Below are 20,445 nucleotides of genomic sequence, written 5' to 3'. Positions count from 1 at the left end.
GACCCAGGCTGAGCCTGCACACTATCAGTTGCAGGCAACAGCCGCCGGTAGCTGGGAGGAAGGCTCGTGAAGACGTCACATATTCTCAAAGGTATTGTTTCATCATTGACTGCCGCCCTGCTGGCCACCGCCGCCCAGGCCGACGATCTGAAAATCGCTCTCATCTACGGCAAGACCGGCCCGCTCGAGGCCTACGCCAAGCAGACCGAAGCGGGTCTCCGCCTCGGCTTCGAATATGCCACCAAGGGCACCAACATGATCGACGGTCGCAAGATCGTCATCATCACCAAGGACGACCAGGGCAAGCCCGATTTGTCGAAGGCCGCACTGTCCGAAGCCTATCAGGATGACGGCGCCGACATCGCGATCGGCACGACCTCCTCCGCCGCGGCGCTCGCGGACTTGCCGGTCGCCGAGGAGAACAAGAAGATCCTGATCGTCGAGCCGGCGGTCGCCGACCAGATCACGGGCGAGAAGTGGAACCGCTACATCTTCCGCACCGGCCGCAACTCGTCGCAGGATGCGATCTCCAACGCGGTCGCGATCGGCAAGCCGGGCGTCACGGTCGCCACGCTGGCGCAGGACTATGCCTTCGGCCGCGACGGCGTCGCTGCCTTCAAGGAGGCGCTGGCCAAGACCGGCGCGACGCTGGGGGCCGAGGAATATGTGCCGACCAGCACCACCGACTTCACCGCCGTCGGGCAGCGCCTGTTCGATGCGCTGAAGGACAAGCCCGGCAAGAAGATCATCTGGGTGATCTGGGCCGGCGCTGGCGATCCACTGACAAAGCTGCAGGACATGGATCCGAAGCGCTACGGCATCGAGCTGTCGACCGGCGGCAACATCCTGCCGGCGCTTGCCGCCTACAAGCGGCTGCCGGGCATGGAAGGCGCCACCTATTACTATTATGACATTCCCAAGAACCCCGTGAACGACTGGCTGGTGGCCGAGCACCAGAAGCGCTTCAACGCGCCGCCGGACTTCTTCACCGCCGGCGGCTTCTCGGCCGCGATGGCCGTCGTCACCGCCGTCACCAAGGCCAAGTCGACCGACACCGAGAAGCTGATCGCGGCGATGGAGGGCATGGAGTTCGATACGCCGAAGGGCAAGATGATCTTCCGGAAAGAAGATCACCAGGCGCTGCAAAGCATGTATCACTTCCGCGTCAAGGTCGATCCGAACCTCGCCTGGGCCGTCAACGAGCCGGTGCGAGAGATCAAGATCGACGAGATGGCGGTGCCAATCCGCAACAAGCGCTGAGATGATGAATTGCGTGCCCGGCCCTCGCGCCGGGCACGTTCTTACTGGCACTGACAAGCTGGCGACATGGCCCTTACCCTCGAAACCCGCGACCTCACCATCCGTTTCGGCGGTCATGTCGCGGTCAACAGCGTCAGCTGCAGCTTCAGGCCGGGCGAGCTGACCGCCATCGTCGGCCCCAACGGGGCCGGCAAGACCACCTATTTCAACCTGATCTCCGGCCAGCTGACGGCCTCCTCGGGCTCCATCCTGTTCGACGGCCGCGACATCACCAGTCTCTCGGCACCCCTGCGCACCCGCGCCGGCTTGGGACGCGCGTTCCAGCTCACCAACCTCTTTCCCAATCTCAGCGTCGAGGAGAACGTGCGGCTCGCTGTGCAGGCACAGAGCGGTGTGCACTATGACCTGCTCCGCCCCTGGATGGCGCGACGCGACCTGATTGCGCGAGCGGACGCGATCCTCGACCAGGTCGCGCTCGGCGGCCGCCGCAGCGTCACCGCAACGACGCTGTCGCATGGCGACCAGCGCAAGCTCGAAGTCGCGCTGATGATGGCGCTGGAGCCGAAGGTTTTCATGTTCGACGAGCCGACGGCGGGCATGAGCATCGACGAGGTGCCGGTCGTGCTCGACCTGATCGGCAGGCTCAAGCAGGACAAGAGCAAGATCATCCTGCTCGTCGAGCACAAGATGGACGTCGTGCGCTCGCTCGCCGACCGCATCATCGTGCTGCATAACGGCCAGCTGGTGGCCGACGGAAAGCCCGCGGAGGTGATCGCCTCGCCGATCGTGCAGGAAGCCTATCTGGGCGTCGCCCCGCGGAGCGCGGCATGAGCGCGCTACTGAAGCTGTCTGCCGTCGAGACCTATATCGGGCGTTATCACATCCTGCAGGGCGTGGATTTCGAAGTGCCGGAGGGGCAGACCACGATGCTGCTCGGCCGCAATGGCGCGGGCAAGACCACGACGCTGCGCACCATCATGGGGCTGTGGCAGGCTAGGAATGGAACGATCGCGCTGGCCGGCGAACCGATCGAAAAACTGGCGACGCCCGACATCGCCCAGCGCGGCGTCGGCTACGTACCCGAGAGCATGGCGGTGTTCTCGGACCTCACCGTCAAGGAGAACCTGGTGCTCGCGGCGCGCAACGGCCCGCTCGACGATGCCCAGCTCGCCTGGATCTTCGGCTTCTTCCCTGCCCTGAAGAAGTTCTGGCTGTCTCGTGCAGGCAGCCTGTCCGGCGGCCAGAAGCAAATGCTGTCGATTGCGCGCGCGATCGTCGAGCCGCGCAAGCTGCTGCTGATCGACGAGCCGACCAAGGGCCTGGCGCCGGCGATCGTGGTGTCGCTGATCGAATGCCTCAAGGAGATCAAGCGCCGTGGCGCCACGATCCTGCTGGTCGAGCAGAATTTCCACGCCGCGCGCGAGCTCGGCGACCAGGTACTGGTGATGGACAACGGCACCATCGTCCATCGCGGCGAGATGGCCGCGCTCGCGGCCGACGTGCCGCTGCAGGAGCGCCTGCTCGGCCTCAGCCTGGAGGCGCATCAATGAGCGAGATCGCTGCGACCGAGGCACTGCCGAAACCGAAGCGCGACATTGCGCCCCTGCTGCTGCCGGTGGTGCTGGCGCTGCTGATGATCCCGCTGGTGGGATCGACGAGCTCCTGGGTGACCCTGACGGTCGCCAGCCTGGCGATGGGCATGATGATCTTCATCATGGCGTCCGGCCTGACGCTCGTCTTCGGGCTGATGGACGTGCTCAATTTCGGCCATGGCGCCTTCATCGCCGTCGGCGCCTATGTCGCGACGCTGGTGCTGCTGCCGCTGGCGAGCTGGGCCCAGTCCGACTCACTGCTGACCAACCTCGCCGTCCTCGTCCCCGCAGCGCTGCTGTCGATGGGCGTCACCGGCGCGCTCGGCCTCGTCGTCGAGCGCGTGCTGGTGCTGCCGGTCTACGGCCAGCACCTCAAGCAGATCCTGATGACCACCGGCGGGCTCATCGTCGCCGAGCAGACGCTGTATGCGCTGTTCGGTCCGCAGATCATTCCGCTGCCGCTACCCAACGCATTCCGTGGCTCCTTCATCATCGGCGACGTCGCGATCTCGAAATACCGGCTGCTGGCCATGCTGGTCGGCCTGGCGATCTTCGTCGCCATCGAGCTGGTGCTGAACCGCACCAAGCTCGGTCTCCTGATCCGCGCCGGCGTCGAGAACCGCGAGATGGTCGAGGCGCTCGGCTATCGCATCCGTCGCCTGTTCCTCGGCGTCTTCATGACGGGATCGGCGCTGGCCGGACTCGGCGGCGTGATGTGGGGGCTGTATCGCGAGCAGGTGCACGCCTCGCTCGGCGACGAGCTCACCGTGCTGGTGTTCATCGTCGTGATCATCGGCGGGCTCGGCTCGATCACCGGCTGCTTCATCGGCGCGATCCTGGTTGCGATGGTCGCCAACTATGGCGGCTTCCTGGTGCCCAAGCTCGCCCTCGTCTCCAACATCCTGCTGATGGTCGCTGTGCTGATGTGGCGGCCGCGCGGTCTCTATGCGGTGACCAGCCGATGATGATCCTGTCCGGCGATCCGCCCCGCAGCCGTGCGCTGTCGATTTTGCTCGTCGTCATCATTCTGGCGCTCCTGGCGACGCCCTTCATCTTCCCCGGCGCCAAGGCGCTCAACGTCGCCGCCAAGATCTGCATCTTCGCGGCGCTGGTCGCGTCCTACGATCTCCTGCTCGGCTATACAGGCTCGGTCTCGTTCGCGCATACGATGTTCTACGGCATCGGCTCCTACGCGATCGCCATCGCGCTCTACGGCCTCGGCCCAAACTGGACCTCGGTGGCGGTCGCCGTCGCCGCCGGGCTGCCGCTCGCTTTGCTGCTCGCGCTCGCGATCGGGCTGTTCTCGCTGCGCGTCGAGGCGATCTTCTTTGCGATGATCACGCTCGCCATCGCTTCCGCGTTCCTGGTGCTGGCGTCGCAATTGTCGTGGCTGACGGGCGGAGAGGACGGCCGCAGCTTCCAGCTGCCCGAGCTGTTGCGCCCGAGCACCGTGTTCATCGGCAAGGACTGGTTCGGCTTTCCGATCAACGGCCGCATTCTGACCTATTACCTGGTGCTGTCGGCCTGCGCGCTGATGATCCTGGCGCTGCTGCGCGTCGTCAACTCGCCATTCGGCCGCGTGCTGCAGGCGATCCGCGAGAACCGTTTCCGCGCCGAGGCGCTCGGCTATCGCACCGTCTTCCATCTCACCTACGCCAACTGCATCGCCGCGATGATCGCCGCCTGCGCCGGCATGTTGAACGCGCTGTGGCTGCGCTATGCCGGGCCCGACACGTCGCTGGCGTTCTCGATCATGCTCGACATCCTGCTGATGGTCGTGATCGGCGGCATGGGCACCATCTACGGCGCCATCATCGGAGCTGCGATCTTCATCCTGGCGCAGAATTACCTGCAGGCCCTGATGGGGATCGCTTCGAACGCGGCTGCTGACGCCGGATTGCCGCTGCTGCCCGGCCTGCTGCACCCCGACCGCTGGCTGCTGTGGCTCGGCCTCCTGTTCATCGCCAGCGTCTACTTCTTTCCGACCGGCGTCGTCGGCCGCCTCCGCAACAGGCCGGGTGCGGCGCGCTGAGCTGCAAGTACCCTTAAAATTCTGCGCAACGGCGCCGCCGCAGCCTCTGCCGCACGGTATTCGCATGCAGAAATTATCGTTTGCCGCGAAGTTTCGGCGCGCGCCTTAAGCGACGGCTAACCGCATTTCCTAACCGGTCCGGCACCAGTGCCTTGTTATCAAGCTGGCTTGCAACAAGTCATTTCCTCCCGGGTCGATCAAGGCATGCAAGGCGCAGCAGATACGTCAGGGACCGGTAGCGAGCCGGAACGGATTGGCACGTCCCTCTGGCGCGGTCCGGTGCCATGGCTGATTGCGTGCGGAGCGCTTCTCATCGCAGCCATCGTCATCGGGACGATCGTCATGGCCAGCGGCTTTCGGGCGCGTGCGATCGCCAACAACGAGCGCGAACTCGAGAACACCGTGCTGCTGTTGAGCCGGCATTTCGCGCAGCAGTTCGAAGATGCGGAGACCGCGGTATCGCACGCGATCGGCCGCATGCAGCTCGCGTCGATCGCTTCGCCGGAGGCATTCCGGGCCGAGATGGCAAAGCCCGAGATCAGCGAGATGCTGCGCTCTCAGGTCAATGGCCTGTCCTATATGGGAGACCTCACGATCGTCGACGTCGACGGCAATTTCGTGAACTGGTCGTCCAACGACCCGCTGCCGGCCATCAACGTCGCGGACCGCTCCTACTTCAAGGACCTGCAATCGACATCGCGGCCGGACAGCTTCGTGATCCTGCCGGTCATGAGCCGCGTCACCGGCGGCTGGGCGACCATCGTCGCGCATCGCCTGAACGGCGCGAACGGGGAATTCCTCGGCTTGCTGACCCGCCGGGTGGATCCGCACACTTACGAGACGTTCCTGGAATCGATGGCCCTCGGGAAGGGCTCGTCGATCATGCTGGTCCATTCCGACGGCGCCGTGCTGGCGCACTACCCGCACGCCGAATCCCTGATGGGCGCCAGGATCGGGAACGACGAGTTGCTGAAGGGCGTCGCCGAGAGTGGCCTGCGCACGACCCTGCTCACGAGCTCCGTCGACAACCTGGAGACGATCGCGTCGGCTTCCAGGATCGGGCGCTTCCCGCTCGTCATCTCGGCCAACAGGCCGGTCGACGCCGCGCTCGCGGACTGGCGATCGCAGATGGTGCTGCTCGTGGGTGCGGCGGTGCTTGCGATCGCGGTCATCGCCGTGACGTTCAGCCTGATGATCCGACAGATCGTGCGGCAGGGGCGTGCGGCAACGCGTCAGCTGGAGACCGAGAAGGAAAGGGTCGAGACTGCGCTGGACAACATGACGCAGGGGCTGATCTCATTCGACGCGAACGCATGCGTCGTGATGTTCAATCAGCGCTTCATCGACCTGCTCGGCCTGTCCACGGACGTGATCAGGCCCGGCGCCCACCTCAGCGAGGTCATCGCGCACTGCAAGGCGCGCGGATCCTTCAACGGCGACGTGACCGACTTCTGCGCCGACATCATCGACAGAGCCGCGGCAGGCGGCACGTCGCAGATGATCGCGGAGGGCGGAGCCGGCCGCTTCTTCAACATCATCGACAAGCCGCTGGCCTCGGGCGGATGGGTCACGACGATCGAGGACATCAGCGAACATCGCAGGCTCGAGCAGGAGCGCGACCGCAACTACGCATTCCTGCGCGAGATCATCGACCACATCCCGTCGCACATCATGGTCAAGGACGTCCGCGATCGCCGCTATGTCCTGGTCAACCAGTCGACCGAGCAGCGCTTCGGCGTGCCGCGCGAGGAGATCGTCGGCAAGACGGCGTTCGACCTGCTGCCGCGATCGGTCGCGGAAAAGGTGACCGCGGACGACGACCGGGCTCTGGAGCAGTCGGACGGGCTGTTTCTCGCCGAACATCCCTGGCAGAGTCCGAGGCTGGGATTGCGTTACATCACGTCGCGGCGCATCGCCGTCGCCGACGATGCGCGCGAGCCGCGCTATCTGATCAACGTGATCGAGGACACCACGGAGCGGCGGCTGGCCGACGAGAAGATCGCCCATCTCGCCCATTTCGACGCGCTGACCGAGCTGCCGAACCGCGTGCTGTTCCAGGAGCGCATCGACGAGGAGCTGGAACGCGCGCGCCACGGCACCTTCTTCGCGCTGCTCTACATCGATGTCGACGAATTCAAGGGCATCAACGATTCGCTCGGCCATCATGTCGGGGACGAGCTGTTGAAGACGATCGCGCGCCGCATCGAGGGCTGCCTCGCGCCGGAGGATATGGTCGCCCGGCTCGGCGGCGACGAATTCGCGGTGCTGCTGACCACCGTTGCGGACCGGGACGCGGTCATCGTGGCCGTGAAGGAGATCCTCGAGGCCATCCGCAAGCCCTATCGCTGCCTGGGCCACCAATTGTCGACCGATGCCAGCATCGGCATCGCGCTGGCGCCGCAGGACGGCGTCGAGCGCGACCAGCTGACCAAGAATGCCGATCTCGCCATGTATGCCGCCAAGGCCGGCGGCCGCCGCACTTTCCGGTTCTTCGAACCGTCGATGGACGAAAACGCGCGCGCGCGGCTGCAGTTGCAGCAGGACCTGCGCCGGGCGATTACGGAAGGCCAGTTCGAGCTGCACTACCAGCCGCTGCTCGGCTTCAGCGAGAACATCATGACCGGCTGCGAGGCGCTGCTGCGCTGGCGTCATCCGGAGCGCGGCATGGTGCCGCCGCTCGACTTCATTCCGCTCGCCGAGGACACCGGGCTCATCAACGAGATCGGCGACTGGGTGTTGCGCACCGCCTGCGCCGAGGCCGCGCATTGGCCCGCCGGCATCCGCATCGCCGTGAACGTCTCGCCCGTGCAGCTCAAATCGCCGACCCTGGCGCTGCGGATCGCAGGTGCGCTGTCGGCGGCCGGTCTTGCGCCCGAACGGCTCGAGGTCGAGATCACCGAGGCGGTGCTGATCAGCGACGACGACGTCGCGCTCGGCATCCTGCACCAGTTGCACGACATGGGCGTGCGCATCGCGCTCGACGATTTCGGCACCGGCTATTCGTCGCTGAGCTATCTGAAGCGGTTTCCGTTCGACAAGATCAAGATCGACCGCTGCTTCGTCAGCGACATCGGCGCCGGCAGTTCGTCGGCGATCGTGCAGGCGGTGGTCAGCATCGCCGCCGCCAGCAACATGACGACGACGGCCGAGGGCGTCGAGACCGGAGCGCAGCAGACGGCACTGCGCCAGCTCGGCTGCACCGAGATGCAGGGCTACCTTTTCAGCGCCCCGAAGCCGGCGGCCGAGCTGCGCAAGCTGTTCGCTCCGGACGCGGCGGCAGGGAGCCTGCAGGCCGCCGGCTGAGCCGGCTTTTCGGCTCCCTCAACGCGCCGGCCGCCCCGGCCGAGCCTGCGGCGCGAGGCCACGCAGATTTCGACGCCCGGCCCGCTACCGGCCTTGGCGCCGCGTTCCTATATCCGGAGCGGCAACAACGGAGTTGGCAGGTCGTCATGCAGCCGGTTTCCATGCTTCTGAACATCCTCTGGATCCTGTGCGGCGGCGCCTACATGGCGTTCGGGTGGCTGGTCGCCGCGGTCGTGATGGCGATCACGATCGTCGGCCTGCCCTGGTCCCGCGCCGCCTTCAACATCGCCGCCTATACGCTGCTGCCGTTCGGCTCGCGCGCGGTTCGCCGCGACGAGCTCACCGGCATGGAGGACGTCGGAACCGGCGTTCTCGGCCTGCTCGGCAACATCATCTGGTTCGTGCTGGCCGGCTGGTGGCTGGCGCTCGGCCACCTCCTTACCGCAATCGTGCTCGCGGTGAGCATCATCGGCCTGCCCTTCGCCTGGGCCCATCTGAAGCTCGCCGGGCTGGCATTGTGGCCGATCGGCAAGACCATCGTGCCGGCGTAAGCCGGTTCGGCAGGAGCGGCCGGGCCGCGCAACCCGGCCGAACTGCCCGCCCGCCTCGCGGCGCGTGCGGCCGTCCGCCCGGTCCGGGAGCATCCAAGGCCGTTGCCGTCGCTCAGGCAATCGGCTAAACGATCTGCCGTACGCACCCGTAGCTCAGCTGGATAGAGCGTTGCCCTCCGAAGGCAAAGGTCACACGTTCGAATCGTGTCGGGTGCGCCAGCCCTATTCCGGTCTCGCCCGCGTCTGGTCTTAGCCGCGCACCACGCCGGCCCGCGCCTTCAGAAACTCGCGCGCGACGATCAGCTTCTGCACTTCGGTCGCGCCTTCGTAGATGCGCAACGCGCGGATCTCGCGGTAGAGGCTCTCCACGATCTCGCCTTTGCGCACGCCGCGGCCGCCGAACATCTGCAGGGCGCGGTCGATGACGCGTTGCGCGGTCTCGGTCGCGGTGAGCTTGGCCATCGCGGCCTCGCGGGTGGTCGGCAGCTTCTGGACGTCGCGGCGCCAGGCCGCGCGATAGGTCAGCAGCGCCGCGGCGTCGGTATCGGTCGCCATCTCGCCGAACGCGGCCTGCGTCATCTGCAGGTCGGCCAGCGCGCCGCCGAACATCTGCCGGCTCGAGGCGTGCGCCTGCGCCTCGTCGAGCGCGCGGCGGCCGAAGCCGAGGGCGGCAGCCGCCACCGATGAGCGGAAGATGTCGAGCGTCTGCATCGCCAGCTTGAAGCCGCCGCCAGGCGCGCCGAGCCGGCGGCTGGCCGGGATGCGGCAATTCTGCAGGCGGAGCGTCGCCAGCGGGTGCGGTGCGATCACCTCGATGCGCTCGGCAACGGAGAAACCGGGATCATCGGGAAACACGACGAAGGCGGAGATGCCGCGCGCGCCGGGCGCCTCGCCGGTGCGGGCGAACAGCGTGTAGACGTCGGCGATGCCGCCGTTGGAGATCCAGGTCTTCTCGCCATCGAGCACGTAGGTATCGCCGTCCAGCCGCGCCGCGCAGGCCATCGCGGCGACGTCGGAGCCCGCCTCCTTCTCGGACAACGCGAAAGCGGCGAGCCATTCGCCGGCGCGCACCTTCGGCAAGACACTGGCGCGCAGCTCCGGCGAGCCGCCGAGCGCGATGGCGCCGGAGCCGAGGCCCTGCATGGCGAAGGCGAAATCGGCCAGACCGTCGGCATAAGCGAGCGTCTCGCGCGACAGGCAGATCGCGCGCGAGTCGATCGCGCCGGCATCCGCATCGGGCGCCACGACGGCGCTGTCGAGCAAGCCTGCGGCACCAAGCGCACGCACGATCTTGCGGCAGGCGGTGTCGACGTCGCCGTGATCGACCTCGTCGAGAACGCCCGAGCCGACGAAGCGGTCGAGCTGGTCGCACAGGGCGCGGTGACGCGGCTCGAAGAACGGCCAGTCGAGCCAGTCGCGGGGGATCACCTTCGCCGATGCACTCATGACAAAACCTGTCCGCCAATTATTTTAAGTATAAAATAATTCGCGGACGATCGATCTGTCAAGCTTGCGGCGGCCGCACGCGCCGCCGCATTCGCTCACTCCGCCGCCTTGCCGAGCCTGCCGAAAGCGCGCGTCGGCGCCGGGAAGCCGCAGGAGGTGCCGTCGGTGATCTTGACCTGATCCTCCCAGGGCAAGCGATAGGTGCCGGCGACCATGTCATGCATGAAGGTGTAGGGACAATCCATCGCGCCGCCCTTCACCGCGACATAGCCGCGGTGCCAGAGCTGATAGATGTTGTTCTCGACGCCCCAGTTGATGCGGGCCTCGCGCACGAGATCGGGGCGCACCTCGGCGGTGATGATCTCGTCGGCGCGCCCCGTCGTGCCGTGCGCGATGATGCTGCCGTCGAAATTGACGATCATGCCCTCGCCCATAGAATCGAACGAACCGTCGGAGCCGCACATGCAGACATTGGCCGTCACCATCAGGTTCTGGAACGCGTTGGCCTGGTTGGTGAAGCGCCAGCTGTCGCGGATCGGCGCGGTGTAGCCGGCGGTGCGGATCATGATCTCGGCGCCCTTGTAGGCGCATTCCCGCGCCATCTCCGGGAACATGCCGTCATGGCAGATGATGAGTGCGATCTTGGCGCCGCGCGGTCCCTCGATCACGGGGATGCCGAGATCGCCGGGCTCCCACGGCTCGACCGGAATCCATGGATGCAGCTTGCGGTAATACAGCTTGATGTCGCCGTGGTCGTCTATGATCAGACCCGAATTGTAGGGATTGCCGTCGGGGTTGTGTTCCATGATCGAGAAGCAGCCCCAGATCTTGTTGTCGATGCAGGCCTGCTTGAACGCGGCGACCTCCGGCCCGTCGAGCCGGCACATGATCTCGGGATTGGTGTCCATCGACAGCCCATGCAGCGAATATTCCGGGAACACCACGAGGTCCATGGTGCCGAGATTCCGCCGGGCCTTGCCGACCATCCAGACGATCTTCTCGGTCTGCCGCGCGAGGTCGTCCTTGGTCACGACGACCGGGAGCTGCAGCTGCACCAGGCCGATGACCACGCCGTTATCGGATTTATTGAGACCGCCTAACCCGTTCATGCCGGACCTCCCTGGTGTCGCCGCTGCTCGAGACGTCGCCCAAGACAACCACGATTTCACGAGAGCCGCGCGCCGATATTTCAGCCCGCCATTTGCCGCTTGCTGAGGCAGCGGCCGCCAGCGTTTCGAGAGTCAGACGACGGAAGATCGTTGCAGACGCGCTTGGAACCGCGTCAGCGCGCGGCCGAAAACGGCCGCCTCACCGGTTGCCCGCGCCAGCACCAGTGCACCCTGGATGCCGAGCACCACCTCCTCGGCGCCGTCGGCGGCCTGTGCCGCCGGCCAGCCGTCGCGGATCAGCGCATCGCGCAAGGCCTCGATCCAGCGCGTGAAGTAGCTGGCGATGGCGGCGGCGAAGCGATCCCGCGTCTCGTCGAGCGCGAACGCCCCGACCAGGCAGACGCGGCGGCCGGAACGGAAGTAGTCGTCGACGCCGCGCCACATCCGCGCGATCGACTGCTCCGGCGGATCATCGCGCAGCGGCGCATAGATCTCGCGCTCGAACCAGGCGTCGACATGCGCCAGCACCGCGCGCGCCATCTCGTCCTTTCCGCCTGGAAAGAAGTGATAGAGGCTGCCTTTGCCCAGTCCCGTCGTCTCGGTGATCCGGCTGAGCGAGGTGCCCTCGAAGCCGAATTCGCGGAACACCTCGGCAATCAGCGGGACGACGTCGGCGCGCTCGTTGAGCGTCCGCATGGCTCTCCCTGTTTCAAAGTCCCAATTCGGTCAGGCCGGGATGATCGTCCGGCCGGCGCCCGAGAGGCCAGTGGAATTTGCGATCGGCCGCCTTGATCAGCAGGTCATTGATGCAGGCGTAGCGACGCTGCATCAGCCCCTGCGCGTCGAACTCCCAGTTCTCGTTGCCGTAGGAGCGAAACCAGTTGCCGCTGTCGTCGTGCCACTCATAGGCGAAGCGCACCGCGATCCGGTCGTCGCTGTGGGCCCAGATCTCCTTGATCAGGCGGTAGTCGAGCTCCTTGGCCCATTTGCGGGTGAGGAAGGCGACGATCTCGGCGCGGCCGGTGATGAACTCTGCGCGATTCCGCCACCGGCTGTCGGGCGTGTAGACCAGCGACACCCGCTCGGGGTCGCGGCTGTTCCAGCCATCCTCGGCCATGCGCACCTTCTGGGTGGCGGTCTGCAGCGTAAACGGCGGGGCGAGAGTGCTCACGGGACATCTCCTTGTATACCATTCGGAATACTATGTACCGATCGGTACAAGGCGTCAAGCCGCGCATGTTAAAGAGAGCTCCCGGCACAAGCTCAGCCGTAAGCAATCGGATCGACGCGGAGCCCACCATGCTTGCGGTGCCGGTTTACCGAATGTGTGTGTCGTGACAGTGAGAACCCTTGTGTGCTCAACGGAAATTCGATGATCTGCTAAGGGAACCGGCCGAGCCGCGGGGGCGACACGGTCCGTCGGCTACATGTTTTGGGGAAATCGGACATGTCGATGCTCACGCCGCATGGCGAGTGCCTGCTGTGGACACCTGAGCTGATATGGGTGAATACGGTGTCCGACATCCTCACCTCGTTCGCCTTCTTCACCATTGCGTTCGTGCTTGCCTTCATCGTCTATCGCCGCCGCGACTTTCAGTTCAGCTACATCTTCTGGGCCTTCGCGTTGTGGGTGTCCTTCTGTGGGATGACGCGGCTGATCGAGGTGCTCACGATCTGGGTTCCAGCCTACAGCCTGGAGGCGGCCACCAAGGGCTTCCTGGCCTTCATGTCGGTCGGCATCGCCGCGGCGCTGCTGTTGATGCTGCCGCGGGTCCTGACGATGCCGTCCCGCGCCGAACTCCGGAACGCTTATGCACAGCTCGAGGAGGAGACGCGGCAGCGCCGCACCGCGGAAGCCATGGTCAAGCGCTTCCAGGAGATCGAGGCCACCGAGGCGCAGGTGCGGCAGGCGCAGAAGATGGAGGCGATCGGCCAGCTCACCGGTGGCGTCGCGCACGACTTCAACAACATCCTCACCGTGATCACGGGCACCATCGAGATCCTGGCCGAGGCGGTGAAGGACAGTCCGCAGCTGGTGCAGATCACCAGCCTGATCAACTCGGCCGCAGCGCGCGGTGCCGACCTGACCAAACACCTGCTGGCCTTCGCCCGCCGCCAGCCGCTGCAGCCGCGCAGCGTCGACATCAACGGCATGGTCGTCGACACCGCGCGCCTGCTGCGCCGGACGCTCGGCGAGCAGATCGAGATCGAATCCATGCTGGCGCACGATTCGGCGCCGGCCATGATCGACCCGAGCCAGCTGTCGACCGCGATCCTGAACCTCGCGCTCAACGCGCGCGATGCCATGCCGAACGGCGGCAAGCTGACCCTGGAAACCAAGAACGTCCTGCTCGACGCCGCCTATGCGCGCATGAACCCTGAGGTGATCCCCGGCAACTACGTGATGATCGCGGTCAGCGACACCGGCGAAGGCATTCCCGCCAATCTGCTCGACAAGGTTTTCGAGCCGTTCTTCACCACCAAGGACGTCGGCAAGGGCGTCGGCCTCGGCCTCAGCATGGTCTACGGCTTCGTCAAGCAATCCAACGGGCACATCAAGATCTACAGCGAGCCGGGGCACGGCACCTCGGTCAAGCTGTACCTGCCGCAGGCCAATGCCGACGCCGACGCGGCACTGTCGACCATCAGCGCCGAGGGCATGGAGCGCGGCGACGAGACGATCCTGATCGTGGAAGACGATTCGCTGGTGCGCGAATATGTCATCGCCCAGATCAAGCGGCTCGGCTACACGACGCTCGCCGCCAGCAAGGCCGACGAGGCGCTGGCGCTGATCGACAGTCACCCCCGCATCGACCTGCTGTTCACCGACATCATCATGCCCGGCGGCATGAATGGTCGCCAGCTCGCGATCGAGGCGCTGAAGCGGCGCCCGAACCTCAAAGTGCTCTACACGTCGGGCTATACGGAGAACGCCATCGTCCATCACGGCCGCCTCGATGCCGGCGTGCTGCTGCTCACCAAGCCCTATCAGAGCGCCGACCTTGCCCGCATGATCCGCACCGCGTTGAACGCGTGATCGGCCCCCATTCCCGAGACGAATGATCTGCCTTGAACGCCAGCGCGTTTCCAGGCCGAGGCGCGCGCGGCGGCCTGCGGAATTGAGGGACTTGAATGGGCAAGACGTTCGGACGCTGGCTGGCCGCCGTGCAGGCCTATGCATCGGCCGATGATGCGCGCTCCGACATTGCCGCCAAAGTGGCGCTCGTCATCGTCTCCAACCAGCCATTCTACCCGCTGTATCTCCACGCCATCGCAGGCCGCGCAGCCTGGCCGGCCTGGCTGACGCTGCTCACGACGCCGTTGTTCGCGGCCGTGCCCGTGCTCGCGAAGCGCCAGCCGTTCGCCGGCCGCGCCCTGATGGTGCTCGCCGGAACTGCCAACACCGTGTTCTGCGTCAAGCTGTTCGGCGCCCAGAGCGGCGTCGAGCTGTTTCTCATTCCCTGCGTGTTGCTGGCCGCGCTGCTGTTCGCACCCACGGAGCGCCTGCGGTCCTTGCCGCTGCTCGCGTTGCCGTTCGTTTGCTATCTGCTGATCGATTCCCGGCTCGGCGAGCCGGTGATGAGCGTCGTGGATCTCAACTACGCCTCGCTGATCGCAATCAACGCGATGAGCGTGGGCGCGCTGTCCGCCCTGATCGGCCTGCTCGCTGCAGCGCGCATGGCACCGGAGTGAGATGCAGCATAAGGCGCCATCCGGATGAGCGCAGCGAAAAAACGGTGCCGTGATCTGGCGCTACGCCGCAGCCATCTGCCGGTGCGACGACCTGTAGGAGGCCCCATGATGGCTGATATTGAAGTTCAAGTTCGCCGGCGGTTGTGACGGTGCATGGCGGGCGAGGAAGTAATCCTCGAGTTCGGCGACCGCGCGGCTTTCCCATTCGGCAGCCTGCGCCAGCAGTGAGTCGCGCTGATGCGGACGGAACGCCGCGGTCTGGCGGTACAAGGAGGCGATGGTACGATAGCGCCGCACGTTCTCGAGAACCGCTTCCCCATTCATCATCATGATGCTCTCCCCTCTCCGTCCCCCAGGACGTGCCGAAGGTGCACGCATGCACTTTGCGAAATCGTTAGCGGGCGCGATGGAGCGTGCGGATGGTTGGCGAATCGTTGACTAACGCGGTGCGTCGAATTGTCCGGATCGTCGATCGACGACGGTATCGATCGACCGCCTCCCCGCCGCACGCTCGAATTTACAACGACTTAAGGTTAAGGACGCACTCGCATAAAGTGACGTCGTCACAGATACTTACGCTCACGAGTGTTGTAGTTGAACTACAGCCTAATAGGCCGAATTGTGAGAAATCCTTGTCTCAATGTTGCTGATATTCATTGAGGATTGTGACCGATGAAAACCCTTGCCTCCGCCGTCTCTTTGCTCCTCGCCAGCTCGCTCGGCGCATTCGCCGCGGATCTGCCGGCCCGCTACACCAAGGCGCCTCCCCCGGCCGTGATCTACAATTGGACCGGCTTCTACTTCGGCGGCAGCGTCGGCTATGGCTGGGGCCGGTCGAACTTGAACACGACGCTGGACCAGACCAGCAGCTGGGCGGTCGAGGGCGCCGCCTTCCAGAATCAGTTCGTCAACATCAGCAACAACCGGCTCAATCCGGCTGGCGTGCTCGGCGGTCTGCAGGCCGGCTACAACTGGCAGAGCGGCGCCGGCGTCTTCGGCATCGAGGCCGACATCAACGGATCTGACCTCAACAAGCGGACGGTCTACACGGCGGCCAACCCGCCCACGACCCGCACCTTCAACGAGAGCATCCGGAACGACTGGTTCATGACCCTGCGCGGCCGCGCCGGTTACGCGGTCGATACGACGCTGTTCTACGTCACTGGCGGTCTCGCCGTCGGCAATGTCAAGGGCAGCTGGGATCTGACCTCGGCGAATGGCTACACAAAGACCGCCTCTGCCAACGAGACGCGGGTCGGCTGGACGGTCGGCGCCGGCGTCGAGCATGCGTTCGCGCCGAACTGGACGGTCAAGGCGGAATATCTCTACACCGACCTCGGCAGCATCAACTACACCTCGGCCTACGTCCCGGGCAGCACATTCGCCCCGCCCGGCTCGAACTACGTCGAGCGCCTGTCGCAGGACTTCTCATTCCACACGGTCCGGGTCGGCGTGAACTACAAGTTTGGTGGCCCGGCGGCCGCGCGCTACTGATCGCCGTCATCCATACCGACACCATTCAAGGGAAAGCCTCGGCCGCAGTGCCGAGGCTTTTTTGTTGGGGTCGAGGGCGGGCTCAGGCCGCCGCGATCGCCGCCCGGAAGCGGCGCAAGGTCAACGCCAGGACCACCGCGCCGATGGCCGCCACCGCGACGAATTGCGGCCACACCACATCGAGGCCGGCACCGCGGTAGAGGATCGACTGGGCGAACGACACGAAATGGGTCGATGGCGACGCCTTCATGATGGTGGCAAGCCACACCGGCTGGCTTTCCACCGGCGTCATCCCGCCCGACAACAGGTTCATCGGCACGGCGACGAGGATATAGAGCAGGCCAAGCTGCGGCATCGACCGCGCGATGGTGCCGAGAAACAACCCGACGGCGGTCGCGAAGAACAGATAGAGCACGGTGCCCACCATGAACAGCGGGATCGAGCCCATGATCGGCACGCGCAGATACCAGCGCACGACGGCGTAGAGCGCGATGGCGACGGCGACCGCGATCACCAGCGCGTTGGCCCAGATCTTCGACATCGCGATCTCCAGTGGAGACAGCGGCATGACCAGCAGATGGTCCATGGTGCCATGCTCGCGCTCGCGCACCAGGGCCGCGCCGGCCAGGATGATCGCGAGCATGGTGACGCTGTTGATGATGCCCATCACGCCTTCGAACCAGGCCGTGGTGACGTTGGGATTGAACGCGATCCGCGTCACCAGGTTGACCGGGGCGGACGAGGACGTCTCCGAGCGGGCCACGAACCAGGCAACCTCGGTGTTGATGATCTGCAGCGCATAGCCGGATCCGATACCCGCCTGGATCATCGCGGTCGCGTCGACGTTCACTTGCACCGAGGGCTTGCGGCCCGCCAGGACGTCGCGCTGGAAATTCGGCGGGATGTCGAGCACGAAGGTGAAGCGGCCGTTGTTCATCAGCCGCTCCACCTCGCTCTGGCTGATGTAGACCGGCGGCTGGAAGTAAGGCAGCTGGAATACGCTGGCGATCCGACGCGACAGCTCGGAGCTGTCCTCGTCGACGACGGCGATCGAGGCGCGATGCAGCTCCTGCGAGCTGCTCTGCGCCTGGCTGATCACCGCCACCGTAAACGAATAGATCACGAGCCCGATCAGCACGGCGTCGCCGAACAGGCTGCGCAGCTCCTTGGTTCCGAGCCAGAACACGTTGGAGAGCGAGCGCATCATCGCTCAGGCCTCTTGCTTCGGCAGCATCGCCAGGCTGAACCCTGTCAGGACGGGAATGAAGATCAAGAGGATCAGGATATCGGCGCCGACATCGGCGAAGCCAAGTCCCTTGGTGAAGGTGCCGACCGCAATCGGGCGGTAGTAGGTCATCGGGAACACCATGCCGATCAGCTTGGCCACGCCGGACAGCGACGACACCGGGACCAGCATGCCCGAGAACTGCGTCGCCGGCAGCACGGTGAGGATCGCGGTGCCGAACAGCGCCGCGATCTGGGTCCGGCAGAAGGTCGAGATCAGCATGCCGAAGCCGGTCGTGGTGATGACATAGACCAAGGTGCCGACCATCAGCGGCAGAAACGCGCCCTTGAGCGGGACCCGGAACAGGACCATCGCCATCACATACATCAGCGCGAAGTTCGCCAGCGCGACCGCGATGTAGGGCAGTTGCTTGCCGAGCAGGAATTCGAGCCGCGTCACCGGCGTGACATAGAGATTGGTGATCGACCCCAGCTCCTTCTCGCGGACCACCGCGAGCGCCATCAGGATGGCTGGAAACAGCGCCAGCAACAGCGCGATCGTGCTCGGAGCCATGGCGTAGATGCTGTCGAACGCCTGGTTGTACTTGAACCTGATCTCGACATTGACCGGCGAGGCCGGCAATGGCTGCGTCGTCTTGACGGCGGGATCGGACAGATAGAGCTGATGCGTGCCTTCGAGATAGCCCCGGATGGTCTCGGCGCGGAACGGCATCGCGCCGTCGATCCAGGCCGACACGAACGCCGGCCGGCCGCGCTTGATGTCGACGCCGAAGTTCGGCGGGATCTCGATCGAGGCCTTGATGTCGCCGCTCTTCATCCGCCGCTCGAGCTCGGCATAATCTGCAAGCGGCGGCCGCTCGACGAAGTAGCGGGAACCTCTGAGCTCCGCGAGATAGGCGCGGCTCTCGGGCGACTGGTCGCGGTCGAGCGCGGCGAAGGTCAGGTTGTTGACGTCCGTGGAGATGCCGAAGCCGATCACGATCATCAGGAACGCCGTTCCGAACAGCGCGAACATCAGACGGATCGGGTCACGGATCAGCTCGAGACCTTCGCGGATCGTATAGGCCAACAGCCGCCGCAGGCTGACGGCGCCCCGCCGTCGCTCCTCGCGCGGCCGGTCGGCGGGCTTTGGATCGGGCCTCGCCTGGGTCAGTGTGACCGGCGGATCGGCGACACCAGCGTCCTGCTCGAGGAAGGCGATGAAGGCCTGCTCCAGCGTCTGCGCGCCCTTGGCGCGGATCAGGCCGTCCGGCGTGTCGGTCGCCAGCACCCGCCCCTCATGCATCAGCGACAGCCGGTCGCAGCGCGCCGCCTCGTTCATGAAATGCGTCGAGACGAAGATCGTCATCTCGTCCTGGCGGGACAGCTCGATCAGCAGGCGCCAGAACTGATTGCGCGCCACCGGATCGACGCCCGACGTCGGCTCGTCGAGGATCAGAAGATCCGGCCTGTGGACGATCGCCACCGCGAGCGACAAGCGCTGGCGGATGCCGAGCGGAAGATCGGCCGCGAGGCCGTCGATGTGATCGGTCAGGTCGCAGCGCTCGACCAGTTCGGCAATGCGCTTCTCGGCGGCGTCGCGCGGCAGATGGAACAGCCGCGCATGCAGCACCAGGTTCTGCCGCACCGTGAGCTCGCCATACAGCGAGAACGCCTGCGACATGTAGCCGACCCGGCTGCGTGATTCATGATTGCCGGCCTCCATGGAGCGGCCGAAGATCAGCGCCTCGCCTTCGGTCGGCGGCAGCAGCCCGGTCAGCATCTTCATCGTCGTGGTCTTGCCGCAGCCGTTGGAGCCGACGAAGCCGAAGATCTCGCCCTTGCGGATCTGGAAGTTGACGCCGTCGACCGCGGTGAAATCGCCGAAGCGGCAGGTCAGGTCGCGCGCGACGATCACGGTCTCGTGGCTGCCGTCGAGCTCGGTCTTGGCCGGCATCTCGGCGCGGTCGCGCGCCGAGCGGTCGGGCAGCAGCGCGACGAACGCATCCTCGATCGAGGCGGCCTGCGTCTGCGCCTTGAGCTCGGCCGGCGTACCGGTCGCGAGGATGCGCCCGTCGTTCATCGCGATCAGCCAGTCGAAACGCTCGGCCTCCTCCATATAGGCGGTGGCGACGATCACGCTCATGCCCGCCGCGCTGCGCGCGCGCAGGCGGTCGATCAGGTCCCAGAACTGCCGCCGCGACAGCGGATCGACGCCGGTAGTCGGCTCGTCGAGGATGAGAAGATCGGGATCATGGATCAGCGAGCAGCACAGGCCGAGCTTCTGCTTCATGCCGCCGGACAGCTTTTTCGCCGGCCGGTCGGCGAAATCGGACAGCGCCGTCGCCTCCATCAGTTCGGCGATGCGCCAGTCGCGCTCGGACCGCGACTGGCCGAACAGCCGGGCGAAGAACGCGATATTCTCGCGCACGCTGAGATCGGGGTAGAGATTCTTGCCGAGGCCCTGCGGCATGTAGGCGATCCGCGGACACACTTGCGTGCGGGCGCGCCGGTCGGCCATGTCGGCCCCAAGCACGCGCGCCTGCCCGGCCTGGATCGCACGCGCGCCGGCCAGGATCGACAGCAGCGACGACTTGCCGACGCCATCCGGGCCGATGAGGCCGACCACGCGGCCGGCGGGAATGTCGATCGAGACGTTGTCGAGCGCGATCACGTCGCGATAGCGCTGCGAGACGTCCCTGACCATCGCGACCGGAGACGCATCGCCGATCATGTCGGCC

The 20,445-nt window shown here is 65.6% G+C and carries 17 protein-coding genes and 1 tRNA gene; 11 read left to right on the top strand and 7 right to left on the bottom strand.

The annotated features are described in order from the left end of the window. Positions 1 to 66 precede the first annotated feature (66 nt). The 8 genes from QX128_RS16840 to QX128_RS16805 all read left to right on the top strand — a co-directional run bounded on the left by QX128_RS16840 (position 67) and on the right by QX128_RS16805 (position 8,957). Complete coding sequence (locus QX128_RS16840) at positions 67 to 1,260, top strand: substrate-binding domain-containing protein (RefSeq protein WP_315715117.1); 1,194 nt, start codon at positions 67 to 69, stop codon at positions 1,258 to 1,260. 66 nt (positions 1,261 to 1,326) lie between these two features. Beyond that, the gene (locus tag QX128_RS16835; RefSeq protein WP_316179140.1) at positions 1,327 to 2,091 is read left to right on the top strand and encodes an ABC transporter ATP-binding protein; all 765 of its coding nucleotides are present in this window, start codon (positions 1,327 to 1,329) and stop codon (positions 2,089 to 2,091) included. After that, positions 2,088 to 2,810: an ABC transporter ATP-binding protein gene (locus QX128_RS16830; RefSeq protein ID WP_316237999.1), complete on the top strand. Its 723-nt coding sequence runs from the start codon at positions 2,088 to 2,090 to the stop codon at positions 2,808 to 2,810. Before QX128_RS16835 ends, QX128_RS16830 begins: the two co-directional genes overlap by 4 nt. Next, a complete protein-coding gene (locus QX128_RS16825; protein ID WP_315803853.1) occupies positions 2,807 to 3,817 on the top strand; it encodes a branched-chain amino acid ABC transporter permease in 1,011 nt (336 codons plus the stop codon). The genes QX128_RS16830 and QX128_RS16825 overlap by 4 nt, the downstream gene beginning before the upstream one ends. Then, positions 3,814 to 4,884 (top strand): branched-chain amino acid ABC transporter permease, encoded by a 1,071-nt coding sequence (locus QX128_RS16820; RefSeq protein ID WP_316237998.1) that lies wholly within the window; start codon positions 3,814 to 3,816, stop codon positions 4,882 to 4,884. The genes QX128_RS16825 and QX128_RS16820 overlap by 4 nt, the downstream gene beginning before the upstream one ends. 204 nt (positions 4,885 to 5,088) lie before the next feature. Continuing rightward, on the top strand, positions 5,089 to 8,187 hold the full coding sequence (locus QX128_RS16815; protein ID WP_316237997.1) for an EAL domain-containing protein: 3,099 nt from the start codon (positions 5,089 to 5,091) through the stop codon (positions 8,185 to 8,187). Between the two features lie 146 nt (positions 8,188 to 8,333). Beyond that, positions 8,334 to 8,738, top strand: coding sequence for a YccF domain-containing protein (locus QX128_RS16810; protein ID WP_315756821.1), 405 nt, complete (start codon positions 8,334 to 8,336; stop codon positions 8,736 to 8,738). 142 nt (positions 8,739 to 8,880) lie between these two features. Beyond that, a tRNA-Arg gene (locus QX128_RS16805) sits at positions 8,881 to 8,957 on the top strand. Between the two features lie 30 nt (positions 8,958 to 8,987). Here QX128_RS16805 and QX128_RS16800 read toward each other — a convergent pair. The 4 genes from QX128_RS16800 to QX128_RS16785 form a co-directional block, all read right to left on the bottom strand. Next, positions 8,988 to 10,184, bottom strand: coding sequence for an acyl-CoA dehydrogenase family protein (locus tag QX128_RS16800; RefSeq protein WP_316179133.1), 1,197 nt, complete (start codon positions 10,182 to 10,184; stop codon positions 8,988 to 8,990). A 95-nt stretch (positions 10,185 to 10,279) separates the two neighbouring features. Beyond that, positions 10,280 to 11,293 carry a formamidase gene (locus tag QX128_RS16795; RefSeq protein WP_315803859.1) on the bottom strand — a complete coding sequence of 338 codons (1,014 nt, stop codon included), beginning with the start codon at positions 11,291 to 11,293 and terminating at the stop codon, positions 10,280 to 10,282. A 132-nt stretch (positions 11,294 to 11,425) separates the two neighbouring features. Continuing rightward, the gene (locus tag QX128_RS16790; protein WP_316237996.1) at positions 11,426 to 11,989 is read right to left on the bottom strand and encodes a TetR/AcrR family transcriptional regulator; all 564 of its coding nucleotides are present in this window, start codon (positions 11,987 to 11,989) and stop codon (positions 11,426 to 11,428) included. A gap of 13 nt (positions 11,990 to 12,002) precedes the next feature. Further along, on the bottom strand, positions 12,003 to 12,464 hold the full coding sequence (locus tag QX128_RS16785; RefSeq protein WP_316237995.1) for a nuclear transport factor 2 family protein: 462 nt from the start codon (positions 12,462 to 12,464) through the stop codon (positions 12,003 to 12,005). A 276-nt stretch (positions 12,465 to 12,740) separates the two neighbouring features. On the opposite strand from QX128_RS16785, the gene QX128_RS16780 reads away from it, so the two are divergent. Further along, positions 12,741 to 14,330 carry an ATP-binding protein gene (locus QX128_RS16780; RefSeq protein ID WP_316237994.1) on the top strand — a complete coding sequence of 530 codons (1,590 nt, stop codon included), beginning with the start codon at positions 12,741 to 12,743 and terminating at the stop codon, positions 14,328 to 14,330. A gap of 95 nt (positions 14,331 to 14,425) precedes the next feature. Continuing rightward, the gene (locus tag QX128_RS16775) at positions 14,426 to 14,986 is read left to right on the top strand and encodes a hypothetical protein (protein WP_316237993.1); all 561 of its coding nucleotides are present in this window, start codon (positions 14,426 to 14,428) and stop codon (positions 14,984 to 14,986) included. 60 nt (positions 14,987 to 15,046) lie between these two features. Here the strand turns inward: QX128_RS16775 and QX128_RS16770 are convergent, their stop codons facing one another. Continuing rightward, on the bottom strand, positions 15,047 to 15,316 hold the full coding sequence (locus QX128_RS16770) for a hypothetical protein (protein ID WP_316215327.1): 270 nt from the start codon (positions 15,314 to 15,316) through the stop codon (positions 15,047 to 15,049). Between the two features lie 342 nt (positions 15,317 to 15,658). Here QX128_RS16770 and QX128_RS16765 point away from each other — a divergent pair, with 342 nt between their 5' ends. Next, a complete protein-coding gene (locus tag QX128_RS16765; protein WP_315803865.1) occupies positions 15,659 to 16,480 on the top strand; it encodes a porin family protein in 822 nt (273 codons plus the stop codon). An 82-nt stretch (positions 16,481 to 16,562) separates the two neighbouring features. On the opposite strand, the gene QX128_RS16760 is transcribed toward QX128_RS16765, so the two are convergent. Next, positions 16,563 to 17,687 carry an ABC transporter permease gene (locus tag QX128_RS16760; RefSeq protein WP_316237992.1) on the bottom strand — a complete coding sequence of 375 codons (1,125 nt, stop codon included), beginning with the start codon at positions 17,685 to 17,687 and terminating at the stop codon, positions 16,563 to 16,565. Between the two features lie 3 nt (positions 17,688 to 17,690). Next, positions 17,691 to 20,438 carry a ribosome-associated ATPase/putative transporter RbbA gene (gene rbbA / locus QX128_RS16755; protein ID WP_316238078.1) on the bottom strand — a complete coding sequence of 916 codons (2,748 nt, stop codon included), beginning with the start codon at positions 20,436 to 20,438 and terminating at the stop codon, positions 17,691 to 17,693. Between the last annotated feature and the right edge of the window lie 7 nt (positions 20,439 to 20,445).

The organism is Bradyrhizobium sp. SZCCHNR1015, from assembly GCF_032489875.1.
Classification (GTDB): Bacteria; Pseudomonadota; Alphaproteobacteria; order Rhizobiales; family Xanthobacteraceae; genus Bradyrhizobium.
Note: the sequence above shows the minus strand (reverse complement) of the source record. Positions and strands in the feature narration are given on the sequence as shown.